This window comes from Chryseobacterium sp. IHB B 17019 (assembly GCF_001456155.1).
GTDB lineage: Bacteria > Bacteroidota > Bacteroidia > Flavobacteriales > Weeksellaceae > Chryseobacterium.
Genome location: NZ_CP013293.1, coordinates 409,811 through 435,893, shown reverse-complemented (window position 1 = coordinate 435,893; position 26,083 = coordinate 409,811). Strand labels below are relative to the sequence as shown.

31 protein-coding genes are annotated in these 26,083 nt (G+C 34.6%); 22 read left to right on the top strand and 9 right to left on the bottom strand.

Annotation, left to right across the window (positions count from 1 at the left end):
• Positions 1-210: 210 nt before the first annotated feature.
• The 8 genes from ATE47_RS02095 (at position 211) to ATE47_RS02065 (ending at position 6,215) form a co-directional block, all read left to right on the top strand.
• Complete coding sequence (locus ATE47_RS02095) at positions 211-852, top strand: hypothetical protein (RefSeq protein WP_062160406.1); 642 nt, start codon at positions 211-213, stop codon at positions 850-852.
• A 256-nt stretch (positions 853-1,108) separates the two neighbouring features.
• Positions 1,109-1,402, top strand: a complete 294-nt coding sequence (locus ATE47_RS02090; RefSeq protein WP_062160405.1) for an SIMPL domain-containing protein — start codon at positions 1,109-1,111, stop codon at positions 1,400-1,402.
• A 197-nt stretch (positions 1,403-1,599) separates the two neighbouring features.
• Complete coding sequence (locus ATE47_RS02085; protein ID WP_150114760.1) at positions 1,600-2,241, top strand: hypothetical protein; 642 nt, start codon at positions 1,600-1,602, stop codon at positions 2,239-2,241.
• A gap of 182 nt (positions 2,242-2,423) precedes the next feature.
• Entirely contained in the window at positions 2,424-2,699 is a 276-nt protein-coding gene (locus ATE47_RS19505) for a hypothetical protein (protein WP_236847945.1), read from the top strand.
• A gap of 259 nt (positions 2,700-2,958) precedes the next feature.
• Positions 2,959-3,585 carry an NUDIX hydrolase gene (locus ATE47_RS02080; RefSeq protein WP_062160403.1) on the top strand — a complete coding sequence of 209 codons (627 nt, stop codon included), beginning with the start codon at positions 2,959-2,961 and terminating at the stop codon, positions 3,583-3,585.
• Positions 3,586-3,612: 27 nt separating this feature from the next.
• Positions 3,613-4,419, top strand: coding sequence for a lysophospholipid acyltransferase family protein (locus ATE47_RS02075; RefSeq protein ID WP_062160402.1), 807 nt, complete (start codon positions 3,613-3,615; stop codon positions 4,417-4,419).
• A gap of 15 nt (positions 4,420-4,434) precedes the next feature.
• On the top strand, positions 4,435-4,872 hold the full coding sequence (locus ATE47_RS02070) for a hypothetical protein (RefSeq protein ID WP_062160401.1): 438 nt from the start codon (positions 4,435-4,437) through the stop codon (positions 4,870-4,872).
• Positions 4,873-4,877: 5 nt separating this feature from the next.
• Complete coding sequence (locus tag ATE47_RS02065; RefSeq protein WP_062160400.1) at positions 4,878-6,215, top strand: UDP-N-acetylmuramate--L-alanine ligase; 1,338 nt, start codon at positions 4,878-4,880, stop codon at positions 6,213-6,215.
• A 44-nt stretch (positions 6,216-6,259) separates the two neighbouring features.
• On the opposite strand, the gene ATE47_RS02060 is transcribed toward ATE47_RS02065, so the two are convergent.
• The 3 genes from ATE47_RS02060 to ATE47_RS02050 form a co-directional block, all read right to left on the bottom strand.
• Positions 6,260-6,601, bottom strand: a complete 342-nt coding sequence (locus ATE47_RS02060; protein ID WP_082632455.1) for a RebB family R body protein — start codon at positions 6,599-6,601, stop codon at positions 6,260-6,262.
• 119 nt (positions 6,602-6,720) lie between these two features.
• Positions 6,721-7,596 (bottom strand): aldo/keto reductase, encoded by an 876-nt coding sequence (locus tag ATE47_RS02055; protein ID WP_062160399.1) that lies wholly within the window; start codon positions 7,594-7,596, stop codon positions 6,721-6,723.
• A gap of 54 nt (positions 7,597-7,650) precedes the next feature.
• Positions 7,651-8,580 (bottom strand): LysR family transcriptional regulator, encoded by a 930-nt coding sequence (locus ATE47_RS02050; RefSeq protein WP_062163412.1) that lies wholly within the window; start codon positions 8,578-8,580, stop codon positions 7,651-7,653.
• 235 nt (positions 8,581-8,815) lie between these two features.
• On the opposite strand from ATE47_RS02050, the gene ATE47_RS02045 reads away from it, so the two are divergent.
• From ATE47_RS02045 to ATE47_RS02030, 4 genes are all read left to right on the top strand, one after another.
• Positions 8,816-9,430 carry an NAD(P)H-dependent oxidoreductase gene (locus ATE47_RS02045; protein ID WP_062160398.1) on the top strand — a complete coding sequence of 205 codons (615 nt, stop codon included), beginning with the start codon at positions 8,816-8,818 and terminating at the stop codon, positions 9,428-9,430.
• The gene (locus ATE47_RS02040; protein WP_062160397.1) at positions 9,431-9,718 is read left to right on the top strand and encodes a putative quinol monooxygenase; all 288 of its coding nucleotides are present in this window, start codon (positions 9,431-9,433) and stop codon (positions 9,716-9,718) included.
• Between the two features lie 79 nt (positions 9,719-9,797).
• Positions 9,798-10,469 (top strand): type 1 glutamine amidotransferase domain-containing protein, encoded by a 672-nt coding sequence (locus ATE47_RS02035; protein WP_062163411.1) that lies wholly within the window; start codon positions 9,798-9,800, stop codon positions 10,467-10,469.
• A gap of 61 nt (positions 10,470-10,530) precedes the next feature.
• Positions 10,531-11,037, top strand: coding sequence for a PPC domain-containing DNA-binding protein (locus tag ATE47_RS02030; protein WP_062160396.1), 507 nt, complete (start codon positions 10,531-10,533; stop codon positions 11,035-11,037).
• A 58-nt stretch (positions 11,038-11,095) separates the two neighbouring features.
• Here ATE47_RS02030 and ATE47_RS02025 read toward each other — a convergent pair whose 3' ends face one another.
• The 3 genes from ATE47_RS02025 to ATE47_RS02015 form a co-directional block, all read right to left on the bottom strand.
• Positions 11,096-11,539 carry a carboxymuconolactone decarboxylase family protein gene (locus ATE47_RS02025; protein ID WP_062160395.1) on the bottom strand — a complete coding sequence of 148 codons (444 nt, stop codon included), beginning with the start codon at positions 11,537-11,539 and terminating at the stop codon, positions 11,096-11,098.
• 6 nt (positions 11,540-11,545) lie between these two features.
• Positions 11,546-11,977: a DoxX family protein gene (locus ATE47_RS02020; RefSeq protein WP_062160394.1), complete on the bottom strand. Its 432-nt coding sequence runs from the start codon at positions 11,975-11,977 to the stop codon at positions 11,546-11,548.
• Positions 11,978-12,040: 63 nt separating this feature from the next.
• On the bottom strand, positions 12,041-12,613 hold the full coding sequence (locus ATE47_RS02015; RefSeq protein WP_062160393.1) for a Crp/Fnr family transcriptional regulator: 573 nt from the start codon (positions 12,611-12,613) through the stop codon (positions 12,041-12,043).
• A gap of 64 nt (positions 12,614-12,677) precedes the next feature.
• On the opposite strand from ATE47_RS02015, the gene ATE47_RS02010 reads away from it, so the two are divergent.
• A complete protein-coding gene (locus ATE47_RS02010; RefSeq protein ID WP_062160392.1) occupies positions 12,678-13,043 on the top strand; it encodes a DUF1304 domain-containing protein in 366 nt (121 codons plus the stop codon).
• A 28-nt stretch (positions 13,044-13,071) separates the two neighbouring features.
• Here the strand turns inward: ATE47_RS02010 and ATE47_RS02005 are convergent, their stop codons facing one another.
• Together ATE47_RS02005 and ATE47_RS02000 are read right to left on the bottom strand one after the other, a co-directional pair.
• Complete coding sequence (locus ATE47_RS02005) at positions 13,072-13,539, bottom strand: thioredoxin family protein (protein WP_062160391.1); 468 nt, start codon at positions 13,537-13,539, stop codon at positions 13,072-13,074.
• Positions 13,540-13,699: 160 nt separating this feature from the next.
• Positions 13,700-15,772, bottom strand: coding sequence for a TonB-dependent receptor plug domain-containing protein (locus tag ATE47_RS02000; protein WP_062160390.1), 2,073 nt, complete (start codon positions 15,770-15,772; stop codon positions 13,700-13,702).
• Positions 15,773-15,894: 122 nt separating this feature from the next.
• On the opposite strand from ATE47_RS02000, the gene ATE47_RS01995 reads away from it, so the two are divergent.
• From ATE47_RS01995 to ATE47_RS01965, 7 genes are all read left to right on the top strand, one after another.
• Complete coding sequence (locus tag ATE47_RS01995; protein ID WP_062160389.1) at positions 15,895-17,082, top strand: homogentisate 1,2-dioxygenase; 1,188 nt, start codon at positions 15,895-15,897, stop codon at positions 17,080-17,082.
• A 177-nt stretch (positions 17,083-17,259) separates the two neighbouring features.
• Positions 17,260-18,534: an acetyl-CoA hydrolase/transferase family protein gene (locus ATE47_RS01990; RefSeq protein ID WP_062160388.1), complete on the top strand. Its 1,275-nt coding sequence runs from the start codon at positions 17,260-17,262 to the stop codon at positions 18,532-18,534.
• 142 nt (positions 18,535-18,676) lie between these two features.
• Positions 18,677-19,456 (top strand): hypothetical protein, encoded by a 780-nt coding sequence (locus ATE47_RS01985; protein WP_062160387.1) that lies wholly within the window; start codon positions 18,677-18,679, stop codon positions 19,454-19,456.
• Between the two features lie 249 nt (positions 19,457-19,705).
• A complete protein-coding gene (hppD, locus tag ATE47_RS01980) occupies positions 19,706-20,836 on the top strand; it encodes a 4-hydroxyphenylpyruvate dioxygenase (protein WP_062160386.1) in 1,131 nt (376 codons plus the stop codon).
• Between the two features lie 70 nt (positions 20,837-20,906).
• Positions 20,907-21,383 carry a hypothetical protein gene (locus tag ATE47_RS01975; RefSeq protein ID WP_062160385.1) on the top strand — a complete coding sequence of 159 codons (477 nt, stop codon included), beginning with the start codon at positions 20,907-20,909 and terminating at the stop codon, positions 21,381-21,383.
• Between the two features lie 126 nt (positions 21,384-21,509).
• Positions 21,510-22,757: a fumarylacetoacetase gene (gene fahA, locus ATE47_RS01970; protein ID WP_062160384.1), complete on the top strand. Its 1,248-nt coding sequence runs from the start codon at positions 21,510-21,512 to the stop codon at positions 22,755-22,757.
• 223 nt (positions 22,758-22,980) lie between these two features.
• A complete protein-coding gene (locus ATE47_RS01965) occupies positions 22,981-23,802 on the top strand; it encodes a flavin reductase family protein (RefSeq protein WP_062160383.1) in 822 nt (273 codons plus the stop codon).
• A gap of 90 nt (positions 23,803-23,892) precedes the next feature.
• Here the strand turns inward: ATE47_RS01965 and ATE47_RS01960 are convergent, their stop codons facing one another.
• Positions 23,893-24,741 (bottom strand): alpha/beta hydrolase family protein, encoded by an 849-nt coding sequence (locus tag ATE47_RS01960; protein ID WP_062160382.1) that lies wholly within the window; start codon positions 24,739-24,741, stop codon positions 23,893-23,895.
• Positions 24,742-24,938: 197 nt separating this feature from the next.
• Between ATE47_RS01960 and ATE47_RS01955 the strand changes: the two genes are divergently transcribed.
• On the top strand, positions 24,939-25,712 hold the full coding sequence (locus ATE47_RS01955) for a HipA family kinase (RefSeq protein WP_062160381.1): 774 nt from the start codon (positions 24,939-24,941) through the stop codon (positions 25,710-25,712).
• The gene (locus ATE47_RS01950; protein ID WP_062160380.1) at positions 25,699-26,082 is read left to right on the top strand and encodes a DUF3037 domain-containing protein; all 384 of its coding nucleotides are present in this window, start codon (positions 25,699-25,701) and stop codon (positions 26,080-26,082) included. Before ATE47_RS01955 ends, ATE47_RS01950 begins: the two co-directional genes overlap by 14 nt.
• Position 26,083 lies beyond the last annotated feature (1 nt).

Genomic DNA, 26,083 nt, shown 5'->3' with positions numbered 1-26,083 from the left:
GAAAAACAGCCAACTGTCTTAGTTACGCCGATTTTTTTAAAACATTAGTAGTATATAACTTTATATATATTATATTGATTAAAAAGTTATATAACTAATATATTCAATTTATGCTGTGCCTGTTTTTGCACAATTTATTAGTCTATAATATATAAAAAAGTATTCATATATTTAAAGCTAATAATCTCAAAAACAATTATAATAAGTGTTATGAAATTAAAAATATTATTTTACTTTTTATTGATTTCCAATATTATTATTGGACAAAAACCGGAATATCAATTTATAAAAAAGGGAGATTTTCCTGGAGGTGTATATATGACATTGGAAGATGTATTAGATAAAAAACCATCATCAACAGATGAAGTTTACTTCGAAACAAACGAAAAATATGATGATATAAATTTGCCTGAAAAAACATTTTTCTATTTTAAAAAGGACAATAAAAAAATTAAATTCCCACTAGCAGTTTCATATAAAGGAGAAATGTATTTTCAAACTTACAGAAAATATACTAACAAAAAAGACAAGGGATATGATCCAGATGTATACTCACGGTTTTGTAAGGTAACTAACTATGGTCGATTTATTTATTTTGAAGAAAGTATGAGAGGACAGTTTTCAAAATCTGCATTAGGAGCAATAAATCCCCTAACTTATTCAATAGATGGAAAGATAAAAGGTATTGTGCTAGATTTAGAAAATAAGGAATTTAATATGTTACGAGATTGCGAAGATCTGAATAACTTTTTAAAAGAAAAAAATATTCCAGAAATTGAATGTAAATCTGATAAATATACTATTGGAGAATTGCGAGCAAAAATTGATGAAATTAATAAGCCATATCGTTAGGATTTAAGGATTTCTACTGATAGAGTTCTGAATAGCACATTAACTGTTTAATAAATCTCATAAAACAATGAAAAAAAAGCAGTTCTATATTTTCGCAATAATAATGGCAATTATCTTATTTCTAGTTATTTTTTCTAAATATGAAAAAGAGATAAAGTAGGAACTTGGGGGGGAAAATAGATCTATTAATTGGTAATAGAATTTTGGATTTTGATAAACATTAATCCTATTTGCAATCTCAAAAAACGATGAAACCATGAATAATGAATTAAAAAAAGATAGTTCTTTTGATAAAACAATAAAGTTTCATGATCATGAAAAATTAGTTGAATACATATTAAAAACTGTTGAATTAGACACCGGAATCAGTAGATTAGATTTCACTTCAAAATTAAGAAAAGAAATTTATATAGATGCTAGGAAAAAAGCAGCAAAACTTTTAATTGAAGAAGCACAACTGTCAGATGAAGGAATTGCTAAGTTTTTGGGAGTTTCAAGAAGTACTGCTAATACTTATAGGAATAGTCTTGGTTTTCATCGTAGATTGTAAAATATAAAATCTTAAATAGGAATGAAAAAAAAGAAGCTTTATATTTTTGCAATAATTACAATAGTTATTATATTTCTTGCCTTTTTTCTAAGTATGAACAAGGTTTGAAAATGGGAACTTGGGGAATTAATAGAACGATTAACTGGAAATAGAATTAAAGTATCAAGTAATCTCACAAAACGATTATAAAAATTGTTATGAAAATAAAAATATTATTTTACTTTCTATTGATTTCCAATATTATTATTGGACAAAAGCCAGAATACCAATTTATAAAAAAAGGAGATTTTCCTCAAGGTATATATATGACATTAGAAGATGTATTAAATAAAAATCCTTCTTTAAAACATGAAGTTTACTTTAAAACAAACGAAGAGTACAATGACATAGTTTTGCCTGAAAAAGCATTTTTCTATTTTAAAGAGAACAATAAAAAAATTAAATTTCCATTAGCAGTTTCATATAAAGGAGATATGTATTTTCAAACTTACAGAAAATACACTAACAAAAAAGACAGGGGATACGATCCAGATGCATACTCACGGTTTTGTAAGGTAACTAACTATGGTCGATTTATTTATTTTGAAGAAAGTATGAGAGGACAGTTTTCAAAATCTGCATTAGGAGCAATAAATCCCCTAACTTATTCAATAAATGGAAATATAAAAGGTATTGTTCTAGATTTAGAAAATAAGGAATTTAATATGTTACGAGATTGCGAAGACTTGAATAATTTTTTAAAAGAAAAAAATATTCCAGAAATTCAATGTAAATCTGACAAATATACGATTGCAGAATTGCGAACAAAAATTGATGAAATTAATAAACCATATCGTTAGAATTTAAAGGACTTCTACTAATAGGTTCGGTAATGGCGAAAAGTATTTAATTCAGGTTTATCCTTCGATTGCCCACCATAGCCAAACCTCAAAAGCGTTAGAGATAAGCTCTTATAGCCGTTAGCTCCGGCTTAAATTTATGTCTCGAAAAACGATACATTTTAAATTTATCTCTGAAAATATTGATACGAGTCCGCCAGTGGAAAATTAATTTTCCAAATATTTTGTGTTTTGGCGGAACACGAAAGAAATGTACTAATAGAAAGAACAAATGCAGGATTGAAGTCTGCGAGGGCTCGAGGGAAAAATGGAGGCAGGCCAGAGAAGGCGAAAATATTCTTTATACTTTTGGTTTTCAAAGGAGACCACTATACATCCCTATTTCTATTCCAACAAAATCAGTTTTAGAAAGATGTGAAGTAACCGGTGGGATTGAGGGATATATTGATAAGAAATAACTAATAAATTAGATGAGTTTCTATATTGTTTTAATTTACATAAAATAAACTTATTGACTAATGGTTGACTAGATAAATTTAATAATATTTGAAAACCAAATAGTTATAAGATAGATTACAATCCTGAAAGGATCAAAACAATTCATTAAACTTGATATAAAATAAATACTACAGTCATTCATAACTCATAACTTATAACTCTTAACTCTTAACCCATAATTTAAATCAAGATTAAAAAATATATTCTTAAATTTGAGATATGAGTTTTGGAAAAGATTTATTAGGAAAAATAAAAAGTATTGAATTGCCCGGAGAAAACGCTCACGGCATTTTTTCACCTCCTTACCGCCCTGTTTTTACTTATGAAGAAGTTTTGGCCAACAATCCAAAATTTGCCGCTGTAAACATTGTTTTATATTTAAAAAATGATGAATGGCATTTTCCATTAATTCAAAGGACAATTAATGAGCACGACAGACACAGCGGACAAATTTCCCTACCCGGAGGAAAGCGTGAAGAAATGGATCAGGATTTTGCAGAAACTGCTATCCGGGAGACTTCGGAGGAAATTGGGATCGACAAGGATTATGTAAGAATAATCAGGGAAATGTCACCCATCTACATTCCGCCAAGCAATTTTTACGTTTATACCTATATTTCATATACCAAAAGGAACCCTGAATTTATTTTGCAGCAAAGTGAAGCTGTGGAAATCATAGAATTTCCCATCACTTCTTTCCTTAATCTTCCCGATAAGCCCGAAATAATGGCGTTACCAAGTGCCGGAGGGAAGGAAGTTCCTGTAATTAATTTCAATGGATACATCATCTGGGGCGCTACAGCAATGATATTAAGCGAATTCAGCCAGTTGCTGAAAAATATGTAACTTTGCACTACCGTGTTTAATTGAGAGATGGCGAAGAAAAATATTTTTACCGATGCATTCGGGACACCTTATTTTTTAAAGAGGTTTATTATTTTTATTTTGGGTATTGTGTCTTACAGAAGATTCAATGGCTTTAATAAATTGAAAATTACCGGTACCGAGCACCTTGTGGATCTTCCGGATTCCAACGTGTTGTTCGTATCAAACCATCAGACCTATTTTGCAGATGTAGCAGCAATGTATCACGCATTCTGCGCTGTAAACAACGGATATTTGGACACCATTAAAAACCCGATCTACCTGCTAAATCCAAAGATCGATTTTTACTATGTAGCAGCCGAAGAAACCATGAATAAAGGTATTCTTCCGAAAATTTTTAAAATTGCAGGCGCTGTTACGGTAAAAAGAACATGGAGAGCTGAAGGCAAGAATGTCAACAGAATGGTAGACCTGAATGAGGTGGATAATATTATGAAAGCCTTAGACAATGGCTGGGTAGCTACTTTCCCTCAAGGAACTACCTCCGCTTTTGCACAAGGAAGAAGAGGAACGGCGAAGCTTGTAAAAAATCAGCGCCCGATCGTAATTCCGATAAAAATCAACGGATTCCGAAGGGCATTTGATAAAAAAGGCCTCCGTGTAAAGGTAACAGGCGTAAAACCTACCATGGAGTTCAAAGCACCTCTTGATATTGATTACGACAAAGAAAACGCACATGAAATTTTGTTGAAAATCATGACTGCCATTGAGCAGACGGAAGATTTCAATTTACTGCACAATTATGATGAAGAACTTAAAGCTAAAAAATTAGAACAAAAGGATTCAGATAATTAAAGTAAATTAAAAATTATGAAAAGAATAATAGGGCTCTTATTCGCAATCATAGTATTAGTTTCGTGCAACAGCCAGAAAGTATATTCGGAGTTTGACATCAGTTATTCTAAAAGCGGAGGCTATGCTCCCATTTATGAAAATTTACTGATCAAAGGTAATAATGCACATTATTCTTTCGAAGGCCATGGAAAAAAGCATAAGCAGGATTTTAAGATCTCAGACGAAGATCTGAAAAAACTGGATAATACGCTTTCCCAAAACAATTTCAGAAGAATACAGGAAGATCACCAAAAGATCTATGATAATGTAGCGACTTCTATTAATGTAAAAAAAGGTCCGAATGAAGGCAGCAAAACAGATGCAAGTTCTATAATGACCAATTATAAAAGCAATTGGACGAACATTACGGATGCCTTTCAGGAGATCATTAATAATAATGTAAAAAAACAGTAGACAAGTTGAAGACCCATTTCATTGCTATCGGCGGAAGCGCCATGCATAACCTTGCCATTGCATTAAAAGATAAAGGATATCAGGTAACAGGTTCGGATGATGCTATCTTTGAACCGTCAAAATCCAGATTGGAAAAAAAAGGAATTTTACCCGAAGAAATGGGCTGGTTTCCTGAAAAGATCACTCCGGATATTGACGCTGTAATTCTCGGAATGCACGCTCATCAGGACAATCCTGAATTAGCAAAAGCTAAGGAATTGGGTTTAAAAATATATTCTTATCCCGAATTTTTATACGAACAGTCTAAAACTAAAACCAGAGTTGTTATCGCAGGTTCTCACGGGAAAACTACGATTACATCAATGATTCTTCACGTGTTGAATTTCCATCAGAAAGACGTAGATTTCATGGTGGGAGCACAATTGGAAGGTTTCGACTGTATGGTAAAACTGACTCAGGATAATGATTTTATGGTATTGGAGGGTGATGAATACCTTTCCTCTCCTATTGATCTTCGCTCAAAATTTTTACTCTATCAGCCAAATATCGCTTTGCTAAGTGGAATTGCCTGGGATCACATCAACGTTTTTAAAACGTTTGATGATTATATCGAGCAGTTCAGAAAGTTTGTGGCAAGCATTACTCCGGGCGGCGTTTTAGTTTATAATGAAGAAGATGCCGAAGTAGTAAAAGTAGTGGAAAATGCTGAAAATTATTTCAGAAAAATCCCTTACAAAACTCCGGAATATGATATCAGCAACGGAAAAGTTCATTTAAAAACTGGAATGGGAGATATTCCTCTTTCCGTATTTGGAGCTCATAATTTATTAAACCTTGAAGGTGCAAGACATATCTGCCACACTTTGGGGATTATGGATGAAGATTTCTATGAGGCGATCATGAGTTTCAAAGGCGCTTCAAAACGTCTCGAAAAGGTTGAAAGAGAAGATAAAGGGGTTCTTTATAAAGATTTTGCCCATGCTCCGAGTAAGGTAAAAGCTGCTGTGAAAGCTTTTTGCGAACAATTTAAAAACGAAAAAAAATACGGTTTCCTTGAGCTTCATACCTATTCAAGCTTAAATCCTGTATTTTTGGAACAATATGACCACGCCATGGATGGCTTGGATGAAGCCGTTGTTTTCTATTCCGAAGATGCTCTGAAAATCAAAAGAATGGAGCCTATTTCTCCAGATCTGATTAAAGAAAAATTCAAAAATGAAAATCTAAGGGTTTTCACAAACGCTGAAGAGCTTCATGCTTACTGGAATACGCTGAACAAAGCCCAGGGAGTTTACATGATGATGAGCTCCGGAAATTTTGGCGGACTGGACTTGACCAAATAAATTTTATCATAAAAAACTCCTTTCGAATTGAAAGGAGTTTTTGCTTATTTTTTGTCTTTGTCATGATGATTGTATTCACCATGAGTAGGTTCTACGCTGTTTTCGGGATGATGCGTTGGTGTAGTATTGGCGGTGGTATCCAGACTGTAAATCTGTATCACTCCCTGTACAGTCGCAGCCTGTCCCAGAATATTCTGCTGGTTTTGGTCGCTTATCGCATTCTGATATAGAATGCCTGTAGAGTGTATTGCGTCCCGATAAATGCCGCCATGCCCGAATGTTGGATGCTCGGGAACATCCATTAAGTTGTTTATTCCCTCGGTAGTTGGCTCGTTGATATCTTCAGGAACGGCACTTTCTGTTGGTTTCTTCTCTTCTTTTGACATGGTATCAATTTTTATGGTTTGGAATAGTAAAGTTAAATTTTATTTTGTAAATTTTTAATTGATTCACAAAAAAAAGAAGCAATAAACTACTGCTTCTTAATTATTTATAATTTTTTCACTTAAATATCTGCCACAGCATTTAACATTTTCTGTTCCCAAGCCGGATCTTTCGGATCAAAAAACAATCTTTTTCCTGTGTCTAAAGAACGGACAACATTCATTTCATTTTCTGCCAGTTCAAAATCAAAAACATTGAAATTTTCTTCGATTCTGGAAGGTGTCACAGACTTTGGAATCACACAGAAACCTTCCTGCAAATGCCATCTCAGGATGACTTGGGCTACTGTTTTACCATGTTTTTCTGCGATATTTTTTAATTCTTCATTCTCTAAAAGTCCCGCATTTCCGTTCCCAAGCGGACTCCAGGGTTGAGTCACAATATTATTTTCCCTATTGTAAACCTGCAGTTCTTTTTGCTGGAAAATCGGATGCAGCTCGATTTGATTGATAACAGGAAGAACTGTTGAATTTGCCTTTAATTCTTCCAATTTTTCAACTGTAAAATTACAAACCCCTATTGCCTTGATTTTACCTTCTTGATAAAGCTCCTCCATCGCTTTCCACGCGCCTATAAAATCCCCATAAGGCCAGTGAATAAGGTACATATCAAGATAATCCAGTTGCAACCTGTCAAGCGTTCTCTGGAAAGCACTTTTTGCCTTTTCATAGCTTGCATCCTGAACCCAAAGTTTTGATGTGATGAACAATTCGTCTCTGTTTACTCCACTGTTTTTGATTGCGTTTCCAACTGCTGTTTCATTAAGGTAAATAGCAGCAGTGTCAATCATCCTATACCCTGTCTCAATGGCTTTGATTACTGCATTTTCGCACTCTTTCAAATCTTCCATCTGCCAAACTCCAAAGCCCAAAGCCGGAATATTCACTCCGTTATTTAATGTAATTACAGGCTGTCCTGTGTATGTTTTTTGTTGCATAATTGCTTATTTTATTTAATTAAGTATCTAACAAATTTCGATAAAATTTTTATACTAATTTCTAATCTCTAACTTCTGGTCCTCTTCCTTACTCATCATTTTTCTGAAAAGACTTTTAATATGATCAATTTCATCCACATAATTGGTCTTCTTTCTACATCCGAAATACAGTGTATTTTCCAATGTTTTTTCACCTTCCCAGATTAATTTTATTTCCCCGTTTTCGATTTCATTTTTGCATAAAAAATCAGGAACGACAGCCAATCCGGTTCCGCCTTTCAGGCAACGGATGATTGAGTTTAAGTTCGGAACAATATAATTCGGACGGAAATTAGGTTTATGTCCAAAATTCAGAATCCAGAATTGGAAAAGATGCTCCATATCGCCCGTAGTTCCATACCATTTTTCCTGTTTCAGCCATTCCTCAGCGTGCTCTATACCTTTGGCTTTTAAAGTTTCTTCAAAATCTTGTGTATCAACATCTTTTCCACCCACCAAAATAATCTGTTCCGAAGAAAATGCTTCATGTAAAATATTAGGTGAAGTCCCTTTTTTGGGTGTAATAATTAAATCTAAAATTCCTTTATCCAGCTGATCCAGCATTTCCGGATATTCCCCGAAACTGATAATTAAATTAAAATCTAAAGTAGAAACATATTGTTCCAAAGTTGTTTGAAAAGTTTCAAAACACATTCCCACACTTATCGTTGGAGTATGTTTTTCAGTAGATTTCTGAAAATTTTTCTCAGCATCTTCAAGTTTCGATAAAGGTTCAGAAACAGCATTAAATAAGACTTTTCCCCTTTCCGTCGGGATCATTTTCCTTCCCGTTCTGTCGAATAATTTATATCCCACATAAGCTTCAAGCGAACTTAAATGTAAACTCACGCCCGGCTGTGAAATAAACAGGGAATCCGCCGCTCCGGTCAGTGTTCCGGTTTTATAAATCGCTTTGAAAGTTCGGTACCATTCTAAATTAACCATAATTTCTACTATGAATAGTGAATTTGCTTGCTGTCGATTGTCAATTTTTAAAATCGAGAGAAATTGATAAAGCAAATTTAATTGTCAATTTCACTTCACAAAGGTAGGAGTAAGTTTTTAAAAACCGACACTTTTACTATCATAATTATAATACAAAACTATAATTTATATAATTTTTATTATACAATAATCGAACATAACTTTGCATTGTAAAATTTAAACAATCATAAAAACAATGAAAAAAGTATTAATAATCAACGGTGGACAAAACTTCGGGCATTCCGGCGGAAAATATAATCAAACCATTACAGAAAACACAATGGAAGTCTTGAAGAAGTTTGAAAATGTAGAAGTTAAAATCACAAATGTTGATGAAGGTTATAATAAAAATGAAGAAGTTCAGAAGTTCGTTTGGGCAGATTATATTATTTATCACACACCAATCTGGTGGTTCCAACTTCCGAATGGTCTTAAAAAATATATTGATGAAGTCTTCACAGCAGGCCATGCCAAAGGAATTTATATGAGTGACGGAAGAACTTCAGACAATCCGGAAATCAATTACGGCACCGGCGGAATGCTTGGCGGAAGAAAATATATGGTGACCACAAGCTGGAATGCACCCGAAACAGCTTTCACGCTTCCCGGAGAATTTTTCAATGAAACAAGTGTAGATAATGGACCATTATTTGGATTCCATAGAATGAACGCTTTTGTTTCTTTAGAAAAGATGAAAAGTTTTCACTTCCACGACGTGGAAAAGAATGCGAATATTAAACGCGATATGAAGCTTTACAGGGAACATCTTACATCTGTTTTTGAAAAAGAATTAAAACCACAATTAGTTTAAATGAAAATTTATCTTACCGCAGTTATAAAGGCAAAAGAAGAGTTCAGAACCGAAGTTTTGGACGTTCTTCAAAATATGGTTGAACAAACCAGAAAAGAGGAAGCCTGTGAATTGTATACGCTCCATCAGGGAATTGAGGATAAAAATCAATTTATTTTCTATGAAATCTGGAAAAGTGAAGAAGGCTTATTTCAACACAATCAGCAACCATATATTTTGGATTTCGGAACTTTAGTTGATGAAAAATTACAGGAAAAACCTCAGATTTATAAAACCAATATTATTTAATATGAAAAAAATAGCATTTTTATTGCTTGCCTTGTTCACCGTAAGCTTGATCCAGGCACAAACAAAAAAATCAAAAAATATGAAAAAGAAAATTTTATTTGTCGTTACCAGTCATGACAAAAAAGGAAATACAGGCGAGAATACCGGATATTATCTTGGTGAAGTTTCGCATCCCTGGGAAGTCCTTCACAAGGCAGGCTACGAAATAGATTTTGTGAGTCCGAAAGGCGGAACTCCTCCCGTTGACGGCTTTGATTTGAAGGATCCCGTAAACAAAGAATTCTGGGAAAGTAAGGACAAAAGTAAAATTGACCGCTCGTTACAGCCCTCTCAGGTAAATCCTGATGAATATTCTACCATATTTTATGCTGGTGGCCACGGTGCGATGTGGGATTTTGCAGATAATAAGGATTTATCCAATATTGCTTCAAAAATTTACGAAAACGGAGGAATTGTAGCCGCTGTTTGCCACGGACCGGCCGGTTTGGTTAATATTAAACTTAATAACGGGCAATATTTGGTTGATGGCAAAAAGATCAATGCTTTTACCAACGAAGAAGAATCTGAAGTGAAATTAACGAATGTTGTTCCTTTCCTTTTGGAAGATAAATTAAAAGAAAGAGGTGCAAAATTTGAAAAATCCGGGCTTTGGCAAAATCATGTGGTGAGCGACCAAAGAGTAATTACAGGACAAAATCCTCAATCTGCAAAAAGTGTGGGTGAAGCTATTTTAAAAGAATTAAATAAATAATTTACTTTTCATTTGCTGATTTGGTGTAAAAATTTCATTCTTAATTTTAAATATAATTGATATGAAGTTATTGAAATCCATTATTTTACTATTTACAATTTTAATTATGAATATCTTTTCAGCACAACAAAAAGAGATTTGCCGTTACACAAAAACGCCGACAGGCTACCTGATGGTACTTCGACAAGGTGATGATGTGATTGCTCATATTGAAAATCTGGCCAAGACAGAAAATATTCCGTCTGCCAGCTTTACAGGAATCGGTTTTGCATCGGACGTTACTTTTGGATTTTATGATTTTAATGCCAAAAAATTCAATCCGAAAACATTTAATAAAGTAGAAATGGGAAGCCTCACCGGATCAATTGCATGGAACGAAAAGGGCCCTTCCATCCACGTTCATGGTGTTGCTACTGATGATCAATTCAATGCTTTTGGCGGACATATTTTATCACTTCACGTCGGAACCGGCTCAATGGAAATTTATATTACTTTACATGATAAAAAGTTGGAACGGAAAGTAGAACAGCCATTAAATGCCAATGTTTTACAGATTAAATGCCAATAAAAAAATAGCTTCTCCAACCCGAGAGGCTATTTTTCGTAAATAACTTTAAAATTGAGAATTATTTTCCAATCGGCGCATGCGTGCTTATCGCAATTCTATTCCATGCATTGATTGTCACAATCGCCAAAATAATCTGCGCTATTGTATTCTCGTCAAAGAGTTGTTTTGCCTTGTAATAGGTTTCTTCTGTTAATCCTTTTTGACTGATCAGAGTAATTTCTTCCGTCATTTCCAGGATTACCTGCTCTTCTTCTGTGTAAAGCTCTTTAGCTTCTCTCCAGGCATTCAAAAGGAAAATCCTTTGTGGAGTTTCTCCGTATTTTATGGCATCTTTCGTATGCATATCAATACAAAATGCACACCCGTTGATTTGTGAAGCTCTGATTTTAATTAATTCCTTCTGAATTTTATTTATAGAAATTGTCTGAAGATAACCTTCTAGTCCCAATACTGCTTTGTAACCTGCCGCTTCCGTAGTCGCCATATCGAATCTTGTGCTCATAATGTTTTATATTTTTTTAATTAAATTATCTATACTTAATGAATATTTTTCATGTGATGCCAATAAAAAAGCGGCTGCACTTCCTACCCAGACCGAGTAATCTAAAGGAGCTTTTGGACCTAATGTAATGGTCATTGATAAAGCAAAAATCAACAACAAGAATCCTGCACCATATACTGAAATTTTGGTTTTAAATCCTAAAATCAGCATTAATGGAAAAATTATTTCTAAAAAAGTTGCTGAATATGCTGAAAAAACACTCAAGCTTTCAGGAAGAAATGAGGTAATTTTCATTGTATATTTTTCGAAATTTTCCCAGTTGCCCCATGATGAATTTTCGCCCCAAAAACCGAACCTGTCGGCCACTGCCGAAAGCATGGTTACAGCGATTGCAAGTCTTAAAAATAATTGCGGATATTGAACTTTTTGGTCTGTCATGATATTGGCTTTTAATTACATGACAAAGTTCCGATTTGTAACCCGTAAAAATCTTAAACTGGTTTAAGAACGTAATTTTGCTCTGATTTCACTTAAATATTCCGGTGTAAAACCTAAGTATGAAGCAATGAGATATTGTGGAATTCTTTGAATAAATTCAGAATATTGCGTACTGAAATGCGTGTACAGTTCTTCTCTGCTCATTTCGTATAAAAAACGAATCCTACGCTCGGAAGCCGCATAAGCCCTTTGGTAAATCATTCTAAAATATCGCTCCATCAATGGATGCTTTCTTAATAATTCTTCCTGAGCCTGAAAATTAATAACTAAAATCGTTGAATGCTCAACCGCCTGAATACAGAAATCTGACGGAATCTGTCTTTCATAAGCAAAAGTATCAGTGATCCACCAGTTTTCTATAGCAAATTCCGTGGTGTGTTCTACTCCTTTTTCATTAACAAAAAATTTTCTGAGACAGCCTTTCACTACAAAATACATGGATTTACAAATTTCGCCATCAAGCATTAGATTATGTTTTTTTTTCACTTCCAATACCTCAAAAAAAGAAAGAACAGAAATATATTCTTCTTCATTAATACTGATAAACTTATCTAAATGTGTCTTGAAAGTATCCATTTTGAAATTGTATAACCAAACTTAACTTTATTTTTTTAGTTTTACAATGACAAAACAGTAAATCATGGAAATCGTAGCAAAAATTTTGATCGCAATTGTAGCAATAGAGCATATCTACATTCTCTGGCTGGAAATGTTTGCATGGGAAACAAAAGGAAAAGAAGTTTTTAAAGCTGCTTTGCCCGCAGAAATGTTTAAACCGACAAAAGGATTGGCCGCTAATCAGGGACTTTATAATGGTTTTTTAGCGGCGGGATTAATTTGGTCTTTCTTTATTGAAGATCCGAAATGGCAGACTAATGTTGCCTTATTTTTCCTGAGTTGTGTAGCGATTGCAGGAATTTATGGAGCAATTTCCGCGACGAAGAAAATATTTTTTGTTCAGGCTTTACCTGCAATTTTGGCGATTATTGCTGTTTTATTGAAGTAAATCTTTGCGAACGTTGCGTTTAAAAAACCTACAAAGCAGAAATCTCTACCAACTTCTCCTTCACTTTTTCAGGTTTAAACTCTCCTTCATGATAATAAACCAAATTCTGATTTTTATCTAAAAAAATCCACAACGGATAAACAGGCTGATTTTTATTCTTCGATAAAGCCAAAGTCAACTCATGAATCCCCGAATTTCCATTAGGCAAATAATTAAATTCTTGCCCTAGAAAATTAATTCTCTCTTTCGTTTTTTCTGCTTCAAAATTGATGAAATAAAAATCTTCATTAATTTTTTTAATCAGTTCTTTGTCTTTACTTAAATTATATTTTTCGATTTTACAGACAGAACACCAGTCCGTGTAAATGTGAATAATAACCGGTTTAGAATCTTCCTTTTTAAGTTTTTCAAGATCAGAAAAAGTACCTGTTTTCATCTGCGAAAGACAAAAACAAGGCACTAACATTAAAAATAAAATTATCGTTAAAACTTTCATTACATTTATTTTTTTACCGTAAAAGAGGCAAAAGATTTCAGTTCATTTTTGAGATACTTAAAAGCCGACAAAAACATGAAGCATAAAAAACCTTGCATTTTGTAAGCTTTTTGTCACTCTTTTTTTCAACCATTTCTTTTGTTTCTTTTGCGGTAAAATTTTATTTCAAAATATATTTTACACCCAAAAACCCTCTGATTTTCTGCATCGGAGCATAGCCGTAAGTGGTGTCAAAAGTATAATGATTGGGATTATTAATCGGATCATTTACGTGTTGATCAAACGGGTCAAACGGTCGCATCAATGGATCTTTCGGAGTGAAATTGAACAGGTTTTTAATTCCGCAATACACTTCAAATCCGGATTTGAAACTTTTTGAAACCTGAATATTTGCCAGTGAATAAAACGGAGAATATTCCGGTCGATAGTCATTTGGTAAAACCGGTAATCGCATCGGCCCGTAAAATTGTCCGGTGAAATCTACCGTTAAATTACTAGGAAATTTATAGGTTAAGTTATATGTTCCGCTCCATTTTGGGGCATGAAGCTGCTGCACTTTTCCGGTTTCACCATCAAATTTCTGATAGACATCAAGATAAGTCACCCCAAAATTAACACTCAATGGAAAACTAAAATTATAATCAATATTCATCGAAACCCCTCTCGAAATTCCGTAACCATTGAGATTATCGTAAATAATTTTTTCAGGATCAGAATCAAAATCACCGACAATTTTATTGCTGAAATAGGTGTAAAACGCAGAAGCATCCAAGTTTATCAACCGTTCTCCGACAGGGATTTTCCAAACATAATTCAAATTCCCATTGATGGATTTTTCGGGTTTTAAATTGGATTTAATCACCACTTCACGCGAGCCCGTTAAAGCTGCATGATCTTCCGTAAATAAGTTCACGACACGGAAGCCTGTTCCAAAATTGAATCGTAAAGTATGATAAGGATTGGGAGAAAATTTCCACGCAAAACGGGGTGAATGCACAGAATGATGAATTTTATCGTAATCAAATCTGTAGCCCAACAACAATGTATTTTTTTCGTTAATTTCCCATTGATCCTGAATAAATGCTCCCAAAATTGGAGATTTCATAGGTTCGTTAGTTATTCCGTCTGACGAAAAAGTTCCGGGTGTGTTGTCGTCATAAAATGTTTTTTTAAAAGTTGCTCCCAAAATCAGATCATGGTTTCCGAATTTTTTATCCCAATACGTTTGAACAAAAGCTACCTTCTGCGTCGCTTCAAAAGGATTTGTTCCATAAAAAGAGTTCTGATCATGAAAATTATATGAAAATTGAGTGAAAATATTCTCTTTCATCGGCCATTGATACATCCCGAAAGCCTCTACTCTATTGGTATAAATACTTTCTCCATACACTTCGTTGCTTCCTCTGTAAGATTTATTCCACTGCATTTCTCCCCCGAAACGATCTTCATACAGGTACCGTAAGGCAAAACTCGCCATCCTGTTTTCCTTTCGTTGAAAATTCCATTTATTGAAGACAGAAATCCTGTTTTGTAAAGCAGAATCGGTGAAATTATCTTTATTTTCATCAATTTTTCTTTCAAAACTGAAATAATTTAAGCTTAATAATGAAGCTATATTCTTCCCGATATTAAATTTTGTTGACAAGTCAATATTATTTTCACTCCAGGTTGTTGTCATGAGATCAACACTTAATTTTGGAGCGGTCAAAGCATTTTTGGTGATAATATTAATAACTCCGCCCATTGCTTCTGAGCCGTAGAGAGAGGATGCGGGGCCTTTTACAACTTCAATTCGATCAATCAAACTATTGGGGATTCCGCTTAAACCATAAACCGTAGAAAGCGAACTTACAATTGGCATTCCATCAATTAAAATCATTGTGTAAGGCCCTTCCAGACCATTGATATGGATATCTCCAGTGTTACAAACCGAACAATTCAGTTGGGGTTTTACACCATTTACCATTGCAATGGCTTCAAAAATATTCGGAGTGGGATTTTTCTGGAAAAATTTCTGACTGTAAATCTCCACTGCAACAGGACTTTTTGATCTGCTGATCGGTTTTATAGTCCCAGTAATTACAACATCATCAATTACCTTTGTTTTTATCTCCCGCTTCTTTACAATTTCAATTGAATCAAGCTTATTTGATTGATTTAATTCCAAACTATCCGTTTCCTGGGAGAAACAAAAAGATGGTAAAAAGATGACAAAAAATAATATTTGTTTCATGAAATTAAAATTGTTAGACAAAACTAACAATTATTTTTGAAAGAAAAAACTTTGTGGTAAAATCTCCTGAAAATTTATTCATCAAAAATTATTAAATTTGAGAAACTTCATATAAAAGTAAAATGAGCTATCATCAGTCGGGAAAAATCCCTCAAAAAAGACATACTATATTTAAGTCTCCGGAAGATAAATTTTACTATGAACAGCTTTTCGGGACGGAAGGTTTTCATGGAATTTCATCTTTGCTATATCATATTCATCGTCCGACCCAGATAAAATCGATCGGCGAACCAAAAGATGTTACCCCAAAAATTGCGGTTGATAAAAACGTTACGCCAAGAATGTTTAAAGGAATGAATGTCACTCCCGAGGACGATTTTATGGACAGCCGAAAGTTTTTAATGGTCAACAACGACCTGAAAATGGGATTGGCCAAGCCAAGAAAATCAATGGATTATTTTTACAAAAATGCAGAATGTGACGAACTTTTATTCGTTCATCAGGGAAGCGGAATTTTGAAAACTTTTGTAGGAGATCTTGATTTTTTTGTTGGTGATTATCTGATTATTCCTCGAGGGACAATTTATCAGGTGGAATTGCATTCCGATGATACCGTTTTCTTCGTATTGGAAAGTCATTCCCCGATTTACACTCCAAAAAGATATAGAAATGAATTCGGGCAATTGCTGGAACATTCGCCGTTCTGCGAAAGAGATATTATCGCTCCGACATTTAAGGAACCTAAAGACGAAAAAGGAGAATTTTTAATTAAGGTAAAAAAAGAAAATCAGATCACGGATTTCATATACGCAACGCATCCGTTCGATGTTGTCGGCTGGGACGGCTATTTTTATCCATATAAATTTAATATCAAAAATTTCGAGCCGATTACGGGTAGAATTCACCAACCGCCACCAGTTCACCAGAATTTTGAGGGGCATAATTTCGTGGTTTGTTCGTTCTGTGCAAGAATGTACGATTATCATCCGTTGGCAATTCCTGCACCTTACAACCATTCAAATATTGATTCTGATGAGGTTTTATTCTATACGGAAGGAGATTTTATGAGCCGTAATCATATTGATTTAATGGACTTTACCCTCCACCCCGGAGGAATCGTTCACGGACCTCATCCAGGCGCAATGGAAAGAAGTATCGGTAAAAAATTCACGGAGGAATATGCCGTAATGGTTGATCCTTTCCGTCCTTTGAAAATTACTGAAGAAGCCTTGAAAGTAGAAGATCCTTCCTACAAAACTTCCTGGTTGGAAGAGCAGGATAAAACAATGGAAGACCGTTCTCAGGAATAAAAATTATTTTAATATAAGACAATTTAATAAGGCTAAATATATTAGATTTAGCCTTTTTCTTTTTTTAAAATTCATTTAAAATATGACAAATGTTTTAAAAATTTCAGTTCAATTTTAAGTAATATAAAGTATCTTTAAGTAATTAAAATCGTAAATAATAATTACTAAAACTTTAATATGCATAATTATATTAGCGCAGAAGAAGCTATTTATACGATCAAAAGCGGGAACCGCGTCTTTTTTCACGGAAGCGCGTGTACCCCAAATTATTTAATTGATGAATTAGCGAGGCAATCCCACCGTCTCGAAAATGTAGAAATGGTTTCCATTACCCAGCAGGGAAATGTGGAAATTGCAAAACCGGAATACAAAGACAAGTTTTTTATTAATTCATTGTTTGTTTCTACGCCTGTACGCGATGCGGTGAACTCTGACAGAGGTGATTTTGTGCCTGTTTTTTTAAGTGAAATTCCTATTTTATTCAGAAAAAATATTCTATCGCTGGATGTTGCTTTAATCACAGTTTCTCCACCGGACAAACATGGTTTTTGTACATTGGGGACTTCCGTTGATGTGGCCAGATCCGCCGTTGATACAGCAAAAATCATCGTTGCAATTGTTAATCCGAGAATGCCGAGAACCCACGGTGACGGGATGATCCACATCAGTAAAATCCATAAACTGGTTTGGCATGAAGAAGAGCTTCCGACGGTAGATTACGGAGCAAAAGTCGGTCCTGAAGAAATGGAGGTCGGAAAAAATGTAGCTGAATTAATTGATGATAGATCAACATTACAAATGGGTATCGGAACAATTCCGGATGCTGTTTTAAAGTGTTTAAACAATCATAAAGATCTCGGTGTACACACGGAAATGTTAAGTGACGGCGTGGTTGATTTAATTCAAAGTGATGTTATCAACAACAAATATAAAGGCTACCATAACAATAAAACCATTACCAGCTTCTGCTTCGGTACCAGGAAGTTATATGATTATGTAGATGACAATACAGTTTTCGCCTTCAATGATGTAAGTGCTGTCAATTTCCCGATCAATATCATGAGAAACAAAAAAATGGTTGCTATCAATTCTGCTATTGAAATTGATTTAACGGGACAAGTTTGTGCAGACTCCATCGGAACCATGCAGTACAGCGGGATTGGCGGTCAGATGGATTTTATGCGGGGAGCGGCTTTAAGTGAAGACGGAAAACCAATTATTGCCATCACTTCAAGAACGAAAAAAGGGGTTTCGAGAATTGTTCCTTTTCTTAAACAGGGAGCGGGGGTCGTTACTACAAGAGGTCACATACATTATGTGGTCACGGAGTATGGGACAGCTTATTTATATGGGAAAAATCTTCGTCAGAGAGCTCAGGAATTGATCAGTATTGCTCATCCTGATGATAGAGAGATGTTGGGAAGGGCTGCTTATGAGCGATTTAAACATTAATTTAGCGTTTATTGTTAAAAATTTTCACTAATTAGTTGTATTAATCTAAAAAAACGTACTTTTAATTTAATATAAGGAAATAATAAAAAACCCTCAAGGTTTTGGCAGTATATTTGATAAAAAGCTTTTTAAACATTGGAAATTGAAGACTATATATAATTCTATACGGGAAGAAGTTGTAAAGCATTCTAAGGTGAGGAATTCGGTTTTGGGGAATGTCGATGAATGGAAGAGAAGCCATTATATTATTCTTTCCGAAATCATAAAAGACGAATTATCTGATGCTGAGGAGCTAAAAGGTGGAAAAAAATTCGAGATAGGAAATACTATTTCGCACGTTACATTACAACGTTTTTTTGAAAACGATTACCAGGACAAAACGCACAATGATCTTAGGTTTTTAAAGACATTAGATAAAATATGTATTTTTCTGGGCTATAAAGATCTAAACGCCTATATCCAGTTTGTCAAGGAAAAGAGACAGGAAAATGAAGACAACAACAATCAGAAATTCCTGCAGATAGTATATGATTACTGCGCAACTGTTTTTGGGTTCTACAAACAATTCCCAAAGCATAAAACCGAATTATTCAAAGATCTTGTTTTTGACGAATCTCCTTTCCTTGAAAGAGCATCGCAGTTCAGCAAAGAATTATGTGACAGAGAATTCCAGTTGGTAACGAAAAACAACAGATCGAATTATGAAGTTTTTGATATCAACATCGTAACGGATGAGCCCGAAAAAAAAATCTTAGAATCTCAGGAATTCTGGAATCTTCTATTCAAAGTTGGTGAAACCGGTGAAGAGCATTTCGTCAATCAGCTTAATACTCAAATTTACTTCATCCGGAAAATTGACAATGTCTGGAAGATCTGGGATAATTATAATCCTGATGCAGGAAGATTAAACAATATAAAATAATTCACAATAAAAATAAAGGCCACAGAAAATTCTATGGCCTTTGTGTTTTCGAAATATTTTTTTTTCACTTGTCTTTGTATTACAAAAATATACATATTAGTTACAACATAATAAACTTAAGCATACTTAAATGAACTCTTCTTCATATTATGTTAAAAACTCTCCTAACGTTTGTTTGTGAATATTTTTCGTATTAATAAGAAATTCGTAATTTGCATACCCATAAATATAAAAGTAAAAATAGAAAATATGTCAACACTTACATTTGCCGAAAAAATTGCTCAAGCAGAGAATTTTTTGCCAATCAACGGTACAGATTACATTGAGTTTTATGTAGGGAATGCTAAACAGGCTGCACATTATTACAAAACCGCTTTCGGTTTCCAGTCTGTAGCTTATGCCGGTCCTGAAACAGGAGTAAGAGACCGTGCATCGTATGTTCTTCAGCAGGGGAAAATAAGATTAGTTCTTACAACAGGACTGAAGTCTGATTCACCAATCAACGAACATGTAAAAAAACATGGTGACGGGGTAAAAATTTTGGCACTTTGGGTAGATGACGCATACAAAGCTTTCGAAGAAACTACTTCAAGAGGCGGAAAGCCTTACCTTGAGCCGGTAACTTTGACAGACGAAAACGGTGAAGTAAGAATGTCCGGAATCTATACGTACGGGGAGACTGTTCACATGTTTGTAGAAAGAAAAAATTACACTGGCCCTTTCATGCCGGGTTATGAAAAATGGGAAAGCGACTACAAGCCGGAAGAAGCCGGTTTACTATATGTAGACCACTGCGTAGGGAATGTAGATTGGAACAGAATGCTTCCGACAGTAGAATGGTACGAGAAAGTAATGGGATTTGTAAACATCCTTTCTTTTGACGACAAACAGATCAACACAGAATATTCTGCTTTGATGTCTAAAGTAATGTCAAATGGAAACGGATTTGCAAAATTCCCGATCAATGAGCCCGCAGAAGGTAAAAAGAAATCCCAGGTAGAAGAATACCTTGATTTCTACGAAGGAGAAGGCGTACAACACATCGCTGTTGCTACAAGAGATATCATCCACACCGTAACTCAGCTTAAAAAACGTGGTGTAGAATTCTTATCTGCTCCGCCTGAGGCTTATTATGATATGGTTCCTGAAAGAGTTGGTCACATTGATGAAGACCTTAAAAAACTTCAGGAATTAGGTATCCTTATCGACCATGATGAAGAAGGATATTTATTACAAATTTTTACAAAACCTGTAGAAGACCGCCCTACTCTTTTCTTTGAAATCATTGAAAGACACGGTGCACAAAGCTTCGGGGCAGGTAATTTCAAAGCATTGTTTGAAGCATTGGAAAGAGAACAGGAAAGAAGAGGAAATCTTTAAAATTTAAATACAATATGGAGTTTTGTCAGGATGGAAAATCTTGACAAAACTTTTTTAAGAACACATTATTATGAGAAAATTATTATTCGGAATTTTATTTATTGGAGCAACAGTTGGGTTAAAAGCACAATATGGTACATTAAACGAAATTCTTAACAGACTTGAAGAAAGAAAAGGAGTAAATCAACATCTGGAATCTGTAAACATTGACAACAAAAAATTTGTTTTCATTAAAGACGAGGCAGACCACACAGAAAGGGATTTTATTGTAATCAAAGGAAAAACAGCTACTTATGTAGAAGTTTTCGATGATAAAGCAACAGGAGAAAGCAGTTCAAACGTTTTCACAGGTGATATCATCAGAAAGAAAAATATTGTTTCCCTGAGAGCAGATATGCTTGAAAATAAGAAAGTTCCGATACCGGTAACCAAAACTTTATTGTTGACAAAACAGGATAACATCTTATACCTTATCGATGTCAATACAAAAGCCAGATGGATAGACGAAGAATCTTTTTCCAAAGCTAAAGCTAAGGCTAAAAAGTAAATATTTTTATTTAAACACTTAAAACACAAATATTTTTCACAATAATACAATTTTTCAAACTGTGTTATCCGTGAAAAATATTCGTGAAATTTGCGTTTAAACTTAATCCAAATTAAATCTAAAATTATGAAGTCATTTGTAGAGTATTCAGCAGATTCGGATTTTTCTATCCATAATATTCCGTTTGGAGTAGCAGTTTTCAACAAAGAATATATCGGATGCTGTACAAGAATCGGAGATCAGATTATTGATCTTGCAACATTATACGATTTAAGTTATTTTGAAGATATTGAAGGCTTGGACGACAATGTTTTTGAAGCTTATACCTTAAACGAATTTATCGAGCTGGGAAAACCTGTAACCAATGCCGTTCGTCTAAAAATTCAGGAATTATTACAGGAAGGTTCAATCTTGTCTAAAGATGAGAAAACCATTGAGGATGCTTTCTATGACTTGGATGAAGTAAAAATGATGATGCCTGTTCACATCCCGAATTATACGGATTTCTACAGCAGCATCGAGCACGCAACCAATGTCGGAAAAATGTTTAGAGATCCTGCCAATGCATTGCTGCCCAACTGGAAGCATTTACCTGTAGGATACCACGGAAGAGCTTCATCCATCGTGGTTTCAGGAACTGAGATCAACCGTCCGAAAGGCCAGACAAAGCCTGCAGATGTAGAAAAACCGATCTTTGGAACTTCAAAACAATTGGATTTTGAACTGGAAATGGCTTTTATTATCAATAAAAATACCGAAATGGGTGAAAGTATTTCAACAAAAGAAGCCGAAGACGCAATTTTCGGAATGGTAGTTTTCAATGACTGGTCTGCAAGAGATATCCAGTCTTGGGAATATGTTCCGTTGGGGCCGTTTTTAGGTAAAAATTTCGGTTCGTCGATTTCGCCTTGGGTTGTTACGCTGGAAGCTTTGGAGCCATTCAGAACAGCTTCTCCTACACAGGAACCCGAAGTTTTAGATTATTTGAAATTTGAAGGCGATAAAAATTATGATATTAATTTAGAAGTTTATTTACAGCCGGAAAATGGTGATCAAAATTTAATTTCTGAAAGCAATTATAAGTTCATGTACTGGAATATGGCTCAGCAATTGGCTCATCATACGGTAAATGGCTGCAACGTGGAAGTTGGTGATTTATACGCAAGTGGAACGATTTCAGGAAGCGATCCAAAATCTTTCGGTTCTATGCTTGAGCTGACGTGGAGAGGACAAAACCCAATAAAATTAAGCAACGGACAGGAAAGAAAATTCATCGATGATAATGATACCGTGACCATGAAAGCGTGGGCTGAAAAAGATGGTGTGAGAGTAGGTTTCGGTGAAGTGAGCGGAAAAATTATTCCTGCGATTTAATTAAAAATTAATTTAACACATTAGTTACAATAGAAAGCCATACCAATATGTTGCAAAAAGAACATATTAGATTGAAAATCTTTGATTTTCCTTTAGATTAATAGATATTTTAATGGAATTTACCAAGAAATACATCAATGAACTTACTTAATGTACTCTAAATATTTTCAAAGTCTTAACTATAAAACTTATGTGACTTATGTGTTAAAAGAATAATATAAAAATGAAAACAGTAATCCCATCCGAAATAACATCCGTACAACTTCAAACCATCATGCAAACGGCAGTTTCACCACGCCCGATTGCATTGGCTTCAACGGTTGATAAAGACGGCAACAGTAATTTATCGCCGTTCAGTTTTTTCAATATGTTCAGTACAGTTCCTCCGATTCTGATTTTTTCACCATCGAGAAGGGTTCGTGACAATACCACAAAGCATACCTTAGAAAATGTTCATCAGGTTCCGGAAGTGGTTATTGGAACCGTTAATTTCCCAATTGTACAGCAGATTTCTTTAGCTTCAACGGAATACGGTGATGGTGTGAATGAATTCATAAAATCTGGCCTCACAATGAAGGATGCTGATTTGGTGAAACCTAAATTAATCGAAGAATGTCCCGTTAACTTTGAATGTAAAGTATTAGAAATAAAATCTTTAGGTGATCAGGGCGGTGCAGGAAATCTGGTGATTTGTGAAGTTCAGAAAATCCACATTAGGGAAGAATATCTGGATGAACAAGGGAATTTGGATCAGAAAAAACTGGATATGGTTGCCCGTTTAGGTGGAAACTGGTATTCCAGAAACAATGAAAATAATCTTTTCGAGGTTCCGAAACCATTGGTAACCAAAGGAATCGGCTTCGATTTTCTTCCAGATCAAATCAAGTACAGCAAAGTTTTTACAGGAAATGATCTGGGAATGCTTGCCAACGTTGAGGTTTTACCTTCTGAAAATTGTTATGAAGATGAAAATATTCACAAGGAAGCTCAAAAACTATTGCTGGAAAGCAAAATTGAAGAAGCCTGGAGAATTTTGGTTAAATAATTTAGCTGGAAGATGGAGTTTAAGGATAGAAGTTTTCAAACTGCGATATTAGCGTTTCAATTGTAGCCTCAAGCCTCCATCTTCCAGCCTTTATTCATTCACAATTTTATCATTAATAAATTCAATAGATTTCTCAACAACTTTGTTCAAATCCTTCGGCAAATTATTCTCGTCCCATGGCTCTTTTGCGCCAAATGTATGATTGGCATTTTCAATTAAAAATAATTCGGAATTCGGGTTTAAAATATGAAGATGTTCTGCATTTTTTACACTCACACTTTCATCATTTGTGCCGTGAATAATTAAAAAATGTGCTTTAGCCATTTCAGCGGCTCTTTCTACATCAAAACGATGCACATTCTGTTCAAAATCTTCATAAAACTGGTAATAATGAGGCATTTCCTGTTTTGTTCTTCCATTTAAAACATAATAAACTCCAGCTTCTTTCCACTTTTCGAAAGCATCATTTTTAGGAAAACGCTCCAATGTATCAACGCTCGCCAGTGTAATTAAACCATTAATTCTTTCATCTTCAAAAGTTTTAACAATTGAAATTCCTCCTCCCCGACTGTGCCCGATCAAGATTATTTTCTGATTGTCAACATTGGAATTTTTAATAAAAAATTCAATTACAGCATCTAAATCTGAAACTTCCTTAGAATAATTATTATTTCCGAAAGCTTCTAAATCAGCAAAATTGTTGGGATCGGCTATCGTTGTTCCATTGTGTGAAAAATTAAATTTGACAAAGAAAAATCCGGCTTCGGCAAACTTTTCAGCCATCAGATTCCAGGCTCCCCAGTCTTTATACCCCTTGTATCCATGAACAAAAACAATCAGCGGCAATTTTTTATCTGTTTCAGGATAATATGCATCTGCAAGAAAATCTCTGGTTTCCGGGTTTGGAATGGTGATATTTTGGTTTTTTATAATATTCATATTTATTTTTTGCTAGCTTAAAGATTCTGTTGTCATTCTTACAAAGGAAGATCTGATCAAAGCATAGATAGATTATTTACTACGCTCCGCTTCATTCGGAATGACAACTGCACTTTTACAAATTAACTAATTTTCATTTTTCATTTAAAAATATTAAAAATAGAACTAAACACAAAGTAAAATCTTATTTTTGCTGTATGTTGGATTTAAGAACAGTAACCGTGACGCGTTACATTCTGCCCCTTCGTGAGGGAGGCTCGCTTCCGGCTTTGGCAGAGGCTGATGATGATTTTAAGTATGTTTTAAAATTTCGTGGCGCCGGTCACGGAGTGAAAATGCTCATTTCTGAATTGCTGGGCGGAAAAATCACCGAAGCATTAGGATTAATGATTCCTGAACTTGTTTTTATAAATCTGGATGTAGATTTTGGAAGAACCGAAGCTGATGAAGAAATTCAGGATTTATTGAAATTTTCAGAAGGTTTAAATTTGGGATTACATTACCTTTCAGGCTCTATCGCTTATGACCCGAGTGTGAAAATTGATCCGTTTTTAGCTTCAAAAATTGTATGGCTGGATGCATTTATCACCAATATTGACCGTACTTTTAAGAATACCAATCTGTTGATGTGGCACAAAGAATTGTGGGTAATCGACAATGGTGCCTCTTTTTACTTCCATCATTCATGGCAGAATTTTGATACAGCAGCGAAAACTCCTTTTAAATATGTAAAAGACCACGTCCTGCTGCCACAGGCGACAAAACTTGATGAGGCCGATACATTTGCTAAGGAAGTTTTAAACGAAAATATTTTCAGGGAAATTGTCAATCTGATTCCTGAAGACTGGTTACATTGGAATGATGCCGATGAAACTCCGGAAGAAATTCGTGAAATTTATTTTCAGTTTTTGAAAACACGATTAGAAAATTCTCAAATATTTTTAAACGAAGCCAAAAATGCAAGAGGATAAAATTTACGAATACGCTGTAATACGTTTGGTTCCGAAGGTTGAGAGAGAAGAATTTTTCAATATCGGACTGATACTGTTTTCCAAAAAAGAAAAATATATCCGGATAGAATTTTATTTGTGTCCTGATAAATTTAGATTGATGCACAGCAAATTGGATTACGATGACATTATCCAAAACCTGGAAAGTTTTCAAAAAATCGCGAATGGGGAAAGTGATGGCGGGCCTATTGCCCAACTTGAAATTCCCGAGCGTTTTCGCTGGTTGACCGCGGTAAGGAGCTCTGTTGTTCAGACTTCCAGACCTCATCCGGGAAAATCTAAGGATCTGGATAAAACGTTTGGTAAACTTTTTGAGGAGTTAGTATTATAAC

What these genes read in the sequence shown, in the direction of transcription:
- ATE47_RS02095 (WP_062160406.1), top strand. Translation starts at nt 211, where the DNA reads ATGAAATTAAAAATATTATTTTACTTTTTATTGATTTCCAATATTATT.
- ATE47_RS02090 (WP_062160405.1), top strand. Translation starts at nt 1,109, where the DNA reads ATGAATAATGAATTAAAAAAAGATAGTTCTTTTGATAAAACAATAAAG.
- ATE47_RS02085 (WP_150114760.1), top strand. Translation starts at nt 1,600, where the DNA reads ATGAAAATAAAAATATTATTTTACTTTCTATTGATTTCCAATATTATT.
- ATE47_RS02080 (WP_062160403.1), top strand. Translation starts at nt 2,959, where the DNA reads ATGAGTTTTGGAAAAGATTTATTAGGAAAAATAAAAAGTATTGAATTG.
- ATE47_RS02075 (WP_062160402.1), top strand. Translation starts at nt 3,613, where the DNA reads ATGGCGAAGAAAAATATTTTTACCGATGCATTCGGGACACCTTATTTT.
- ATE47_RS02070 (WP_062160401.1), top strand. Translation starts at nt 4,435, where the DNA reads ATGAAAAGAATAATAGGGCTCTTATTCGCAATCATAGTATTAGTTTCG.
- ATE47_RS02060 (WP_082632455.1), bottom strand. Translation starts at nt 6,601, where the DNA reads ATGTCAAAAGAAGAGAAGAAACCAACAGAAAGTGCCGTTCCTGAAGAT.
- ATE47_RS02055 (WP_062160399.1), bottom strand. Translation starts at nt 7,596, where the DNA reads ATGCAACAAAAAACATACACAGGACAGCCTGTAATTACATTAAATAAC.
- ATE47_RS02050 (WP_062163412.1), bottom strand. Translation starts at nt 8,580, where the DNA reads ATGGTTAATTTAGAATGGTACCGAACTTTCAAAGCGATTTATAAAACC.
- ATE47_RS02045 (WP_062160398.1), top strand. Translation starts at nt 8,816, where the DNA reads ATGAAAAAAGTATTAATAATCAACGGTGGACAAAACTTCGGGCATTCC.
- ATE47_RS02040 (WP_062160397.1), top strand. Translation starts at nt 9,431, where the DNA reads ATGAAAATTTATCTTACCGCAGTTATAAAGGCAAAAGAAGAGTTCAGA.
- ATE47_RS02035 (WP_062163411.1), top strand. Translation starts at nt 9,798, where the DNA reads ATGAAAAAGAAAATTTTATTTGTCGTTACCAGTCATGACAAAAAAGGA.
- ATE47_RS02030 (WP_062160396.1), top strand. Translation starts at nt 10,531, where the DNA reads ATGAAGTTATTGAAATCCATTATTTTACTATTTACAATTTTAATTATG.
- ATE47_RS02025 (WP_062160395.1), bottom strand. Translation starts at nt 11,539, where the DNA reads ATGAGCACAAGATTCGATATGGCGACTACGGAAGCGGCAGGTTACAAA.
- ATE47_RS02020 (WP_062160394.1), bottom strand. Translation starts at nt 11,977, where the DNA reads ATGACAGACCAAAAAGTTCAATATCCGCAATTATTTTTAAGACTTGCA.
- ATE47_RS02015 (WP_062160393.1), bottom strand. Translation starts at nt 12,613, where the DNA reads ATGGATACTTTCAAGACACATTTAGATAAGTTTATCAGTATTAATGAA.
- ATE47_RS02010 (WP_062160392.1), top strand. Translation starts at nt 12,678, where the DNA reads ATGGAAATCGTAGCAAAAATTTTGATCGCAATTGTAGCAATAGAGCAT.
- ATE47_RS02005 (WP_062160391.1), bottom strand. Translation starts at nt 13,539, where the DNA reads ATGAAAGTTTTAACGATAATTTTATTTTTAATGTTAGTGCCTTGTTTT.
- ATE47_RS02000 (WP_062160390.1), bottom strand. Translation starts at nt 15,772, where the DNA reads ATGAAACAAATATTATTTTTTGTCATCTTTTTACCATCTTTTTGTTTC.
- ATE47_RS01995 (WP_062160389.1), top strand. Translation starts at nt 15,895, where the DNA reads ATGAGCTATCATCAGTCGGGAAAAATCCCTCAAAAAAGACATACTATA.
- ATE47_RS01990 (WP_062160388.1), top strand. Translation starts at nt 17,260, where the DNA reads ATGCATAATTATATTAGCGCAGAAGAAGCTATTTATACGATCAAAAGC.
- hppD (WP_062160386.1), top strand. Translation starts at nt 19,706, where the DNA reads ATGTCAACACTTACATTTGCCGAAAAAATTGCTCAAGCAGAGAATTTT.
- ATE47_RS01975 (WP_062160385.1), top strand. Translation starts at nt 20,907, where the DNA reads ATGAGAAAATTATTATTCGGAATTTTATTTATTGGAGCAACAGTTGGG.
- fahA (WP_062160384.1), top strand. Translation starts at nt 21,510, where the DNA reads ATGAAGTCATTTGTAGAGTATTCAGCAGATTCGGATTTTTCTATCCAT.
- ATE47_RS01965 (WP_062160383.1), top strand. Translation starts at nt 22,981, where the DNA reads ATGAAAACAGTAATCCCATCCGAAATAACATCCGTACAACTTCAAACC.
- ATE47_RS01960 (WP_062160382.1), bottom strand. Translation starts at nt 24,741, where the DNA reads ATGAATATTATAAAAAACCAAAATATCACCATTCCAAACCCGGAAACC.
- ATE47_RS01955 (WP_062160381.1), top strand. Translation starts at nt 24,939, where the DNA reads ATGTTGGATTTAAGAACAGTAACCGTGACGCGTTACATTCTGCCCCTT.
- ATE47_RS01950 (WP_062160380.1), top strand. Translation starts at nt 25,699, where the DNA reads ATGCAAGAGGATAAAATTTACGAATACGCTGTAATACGTTTGGTTCCG.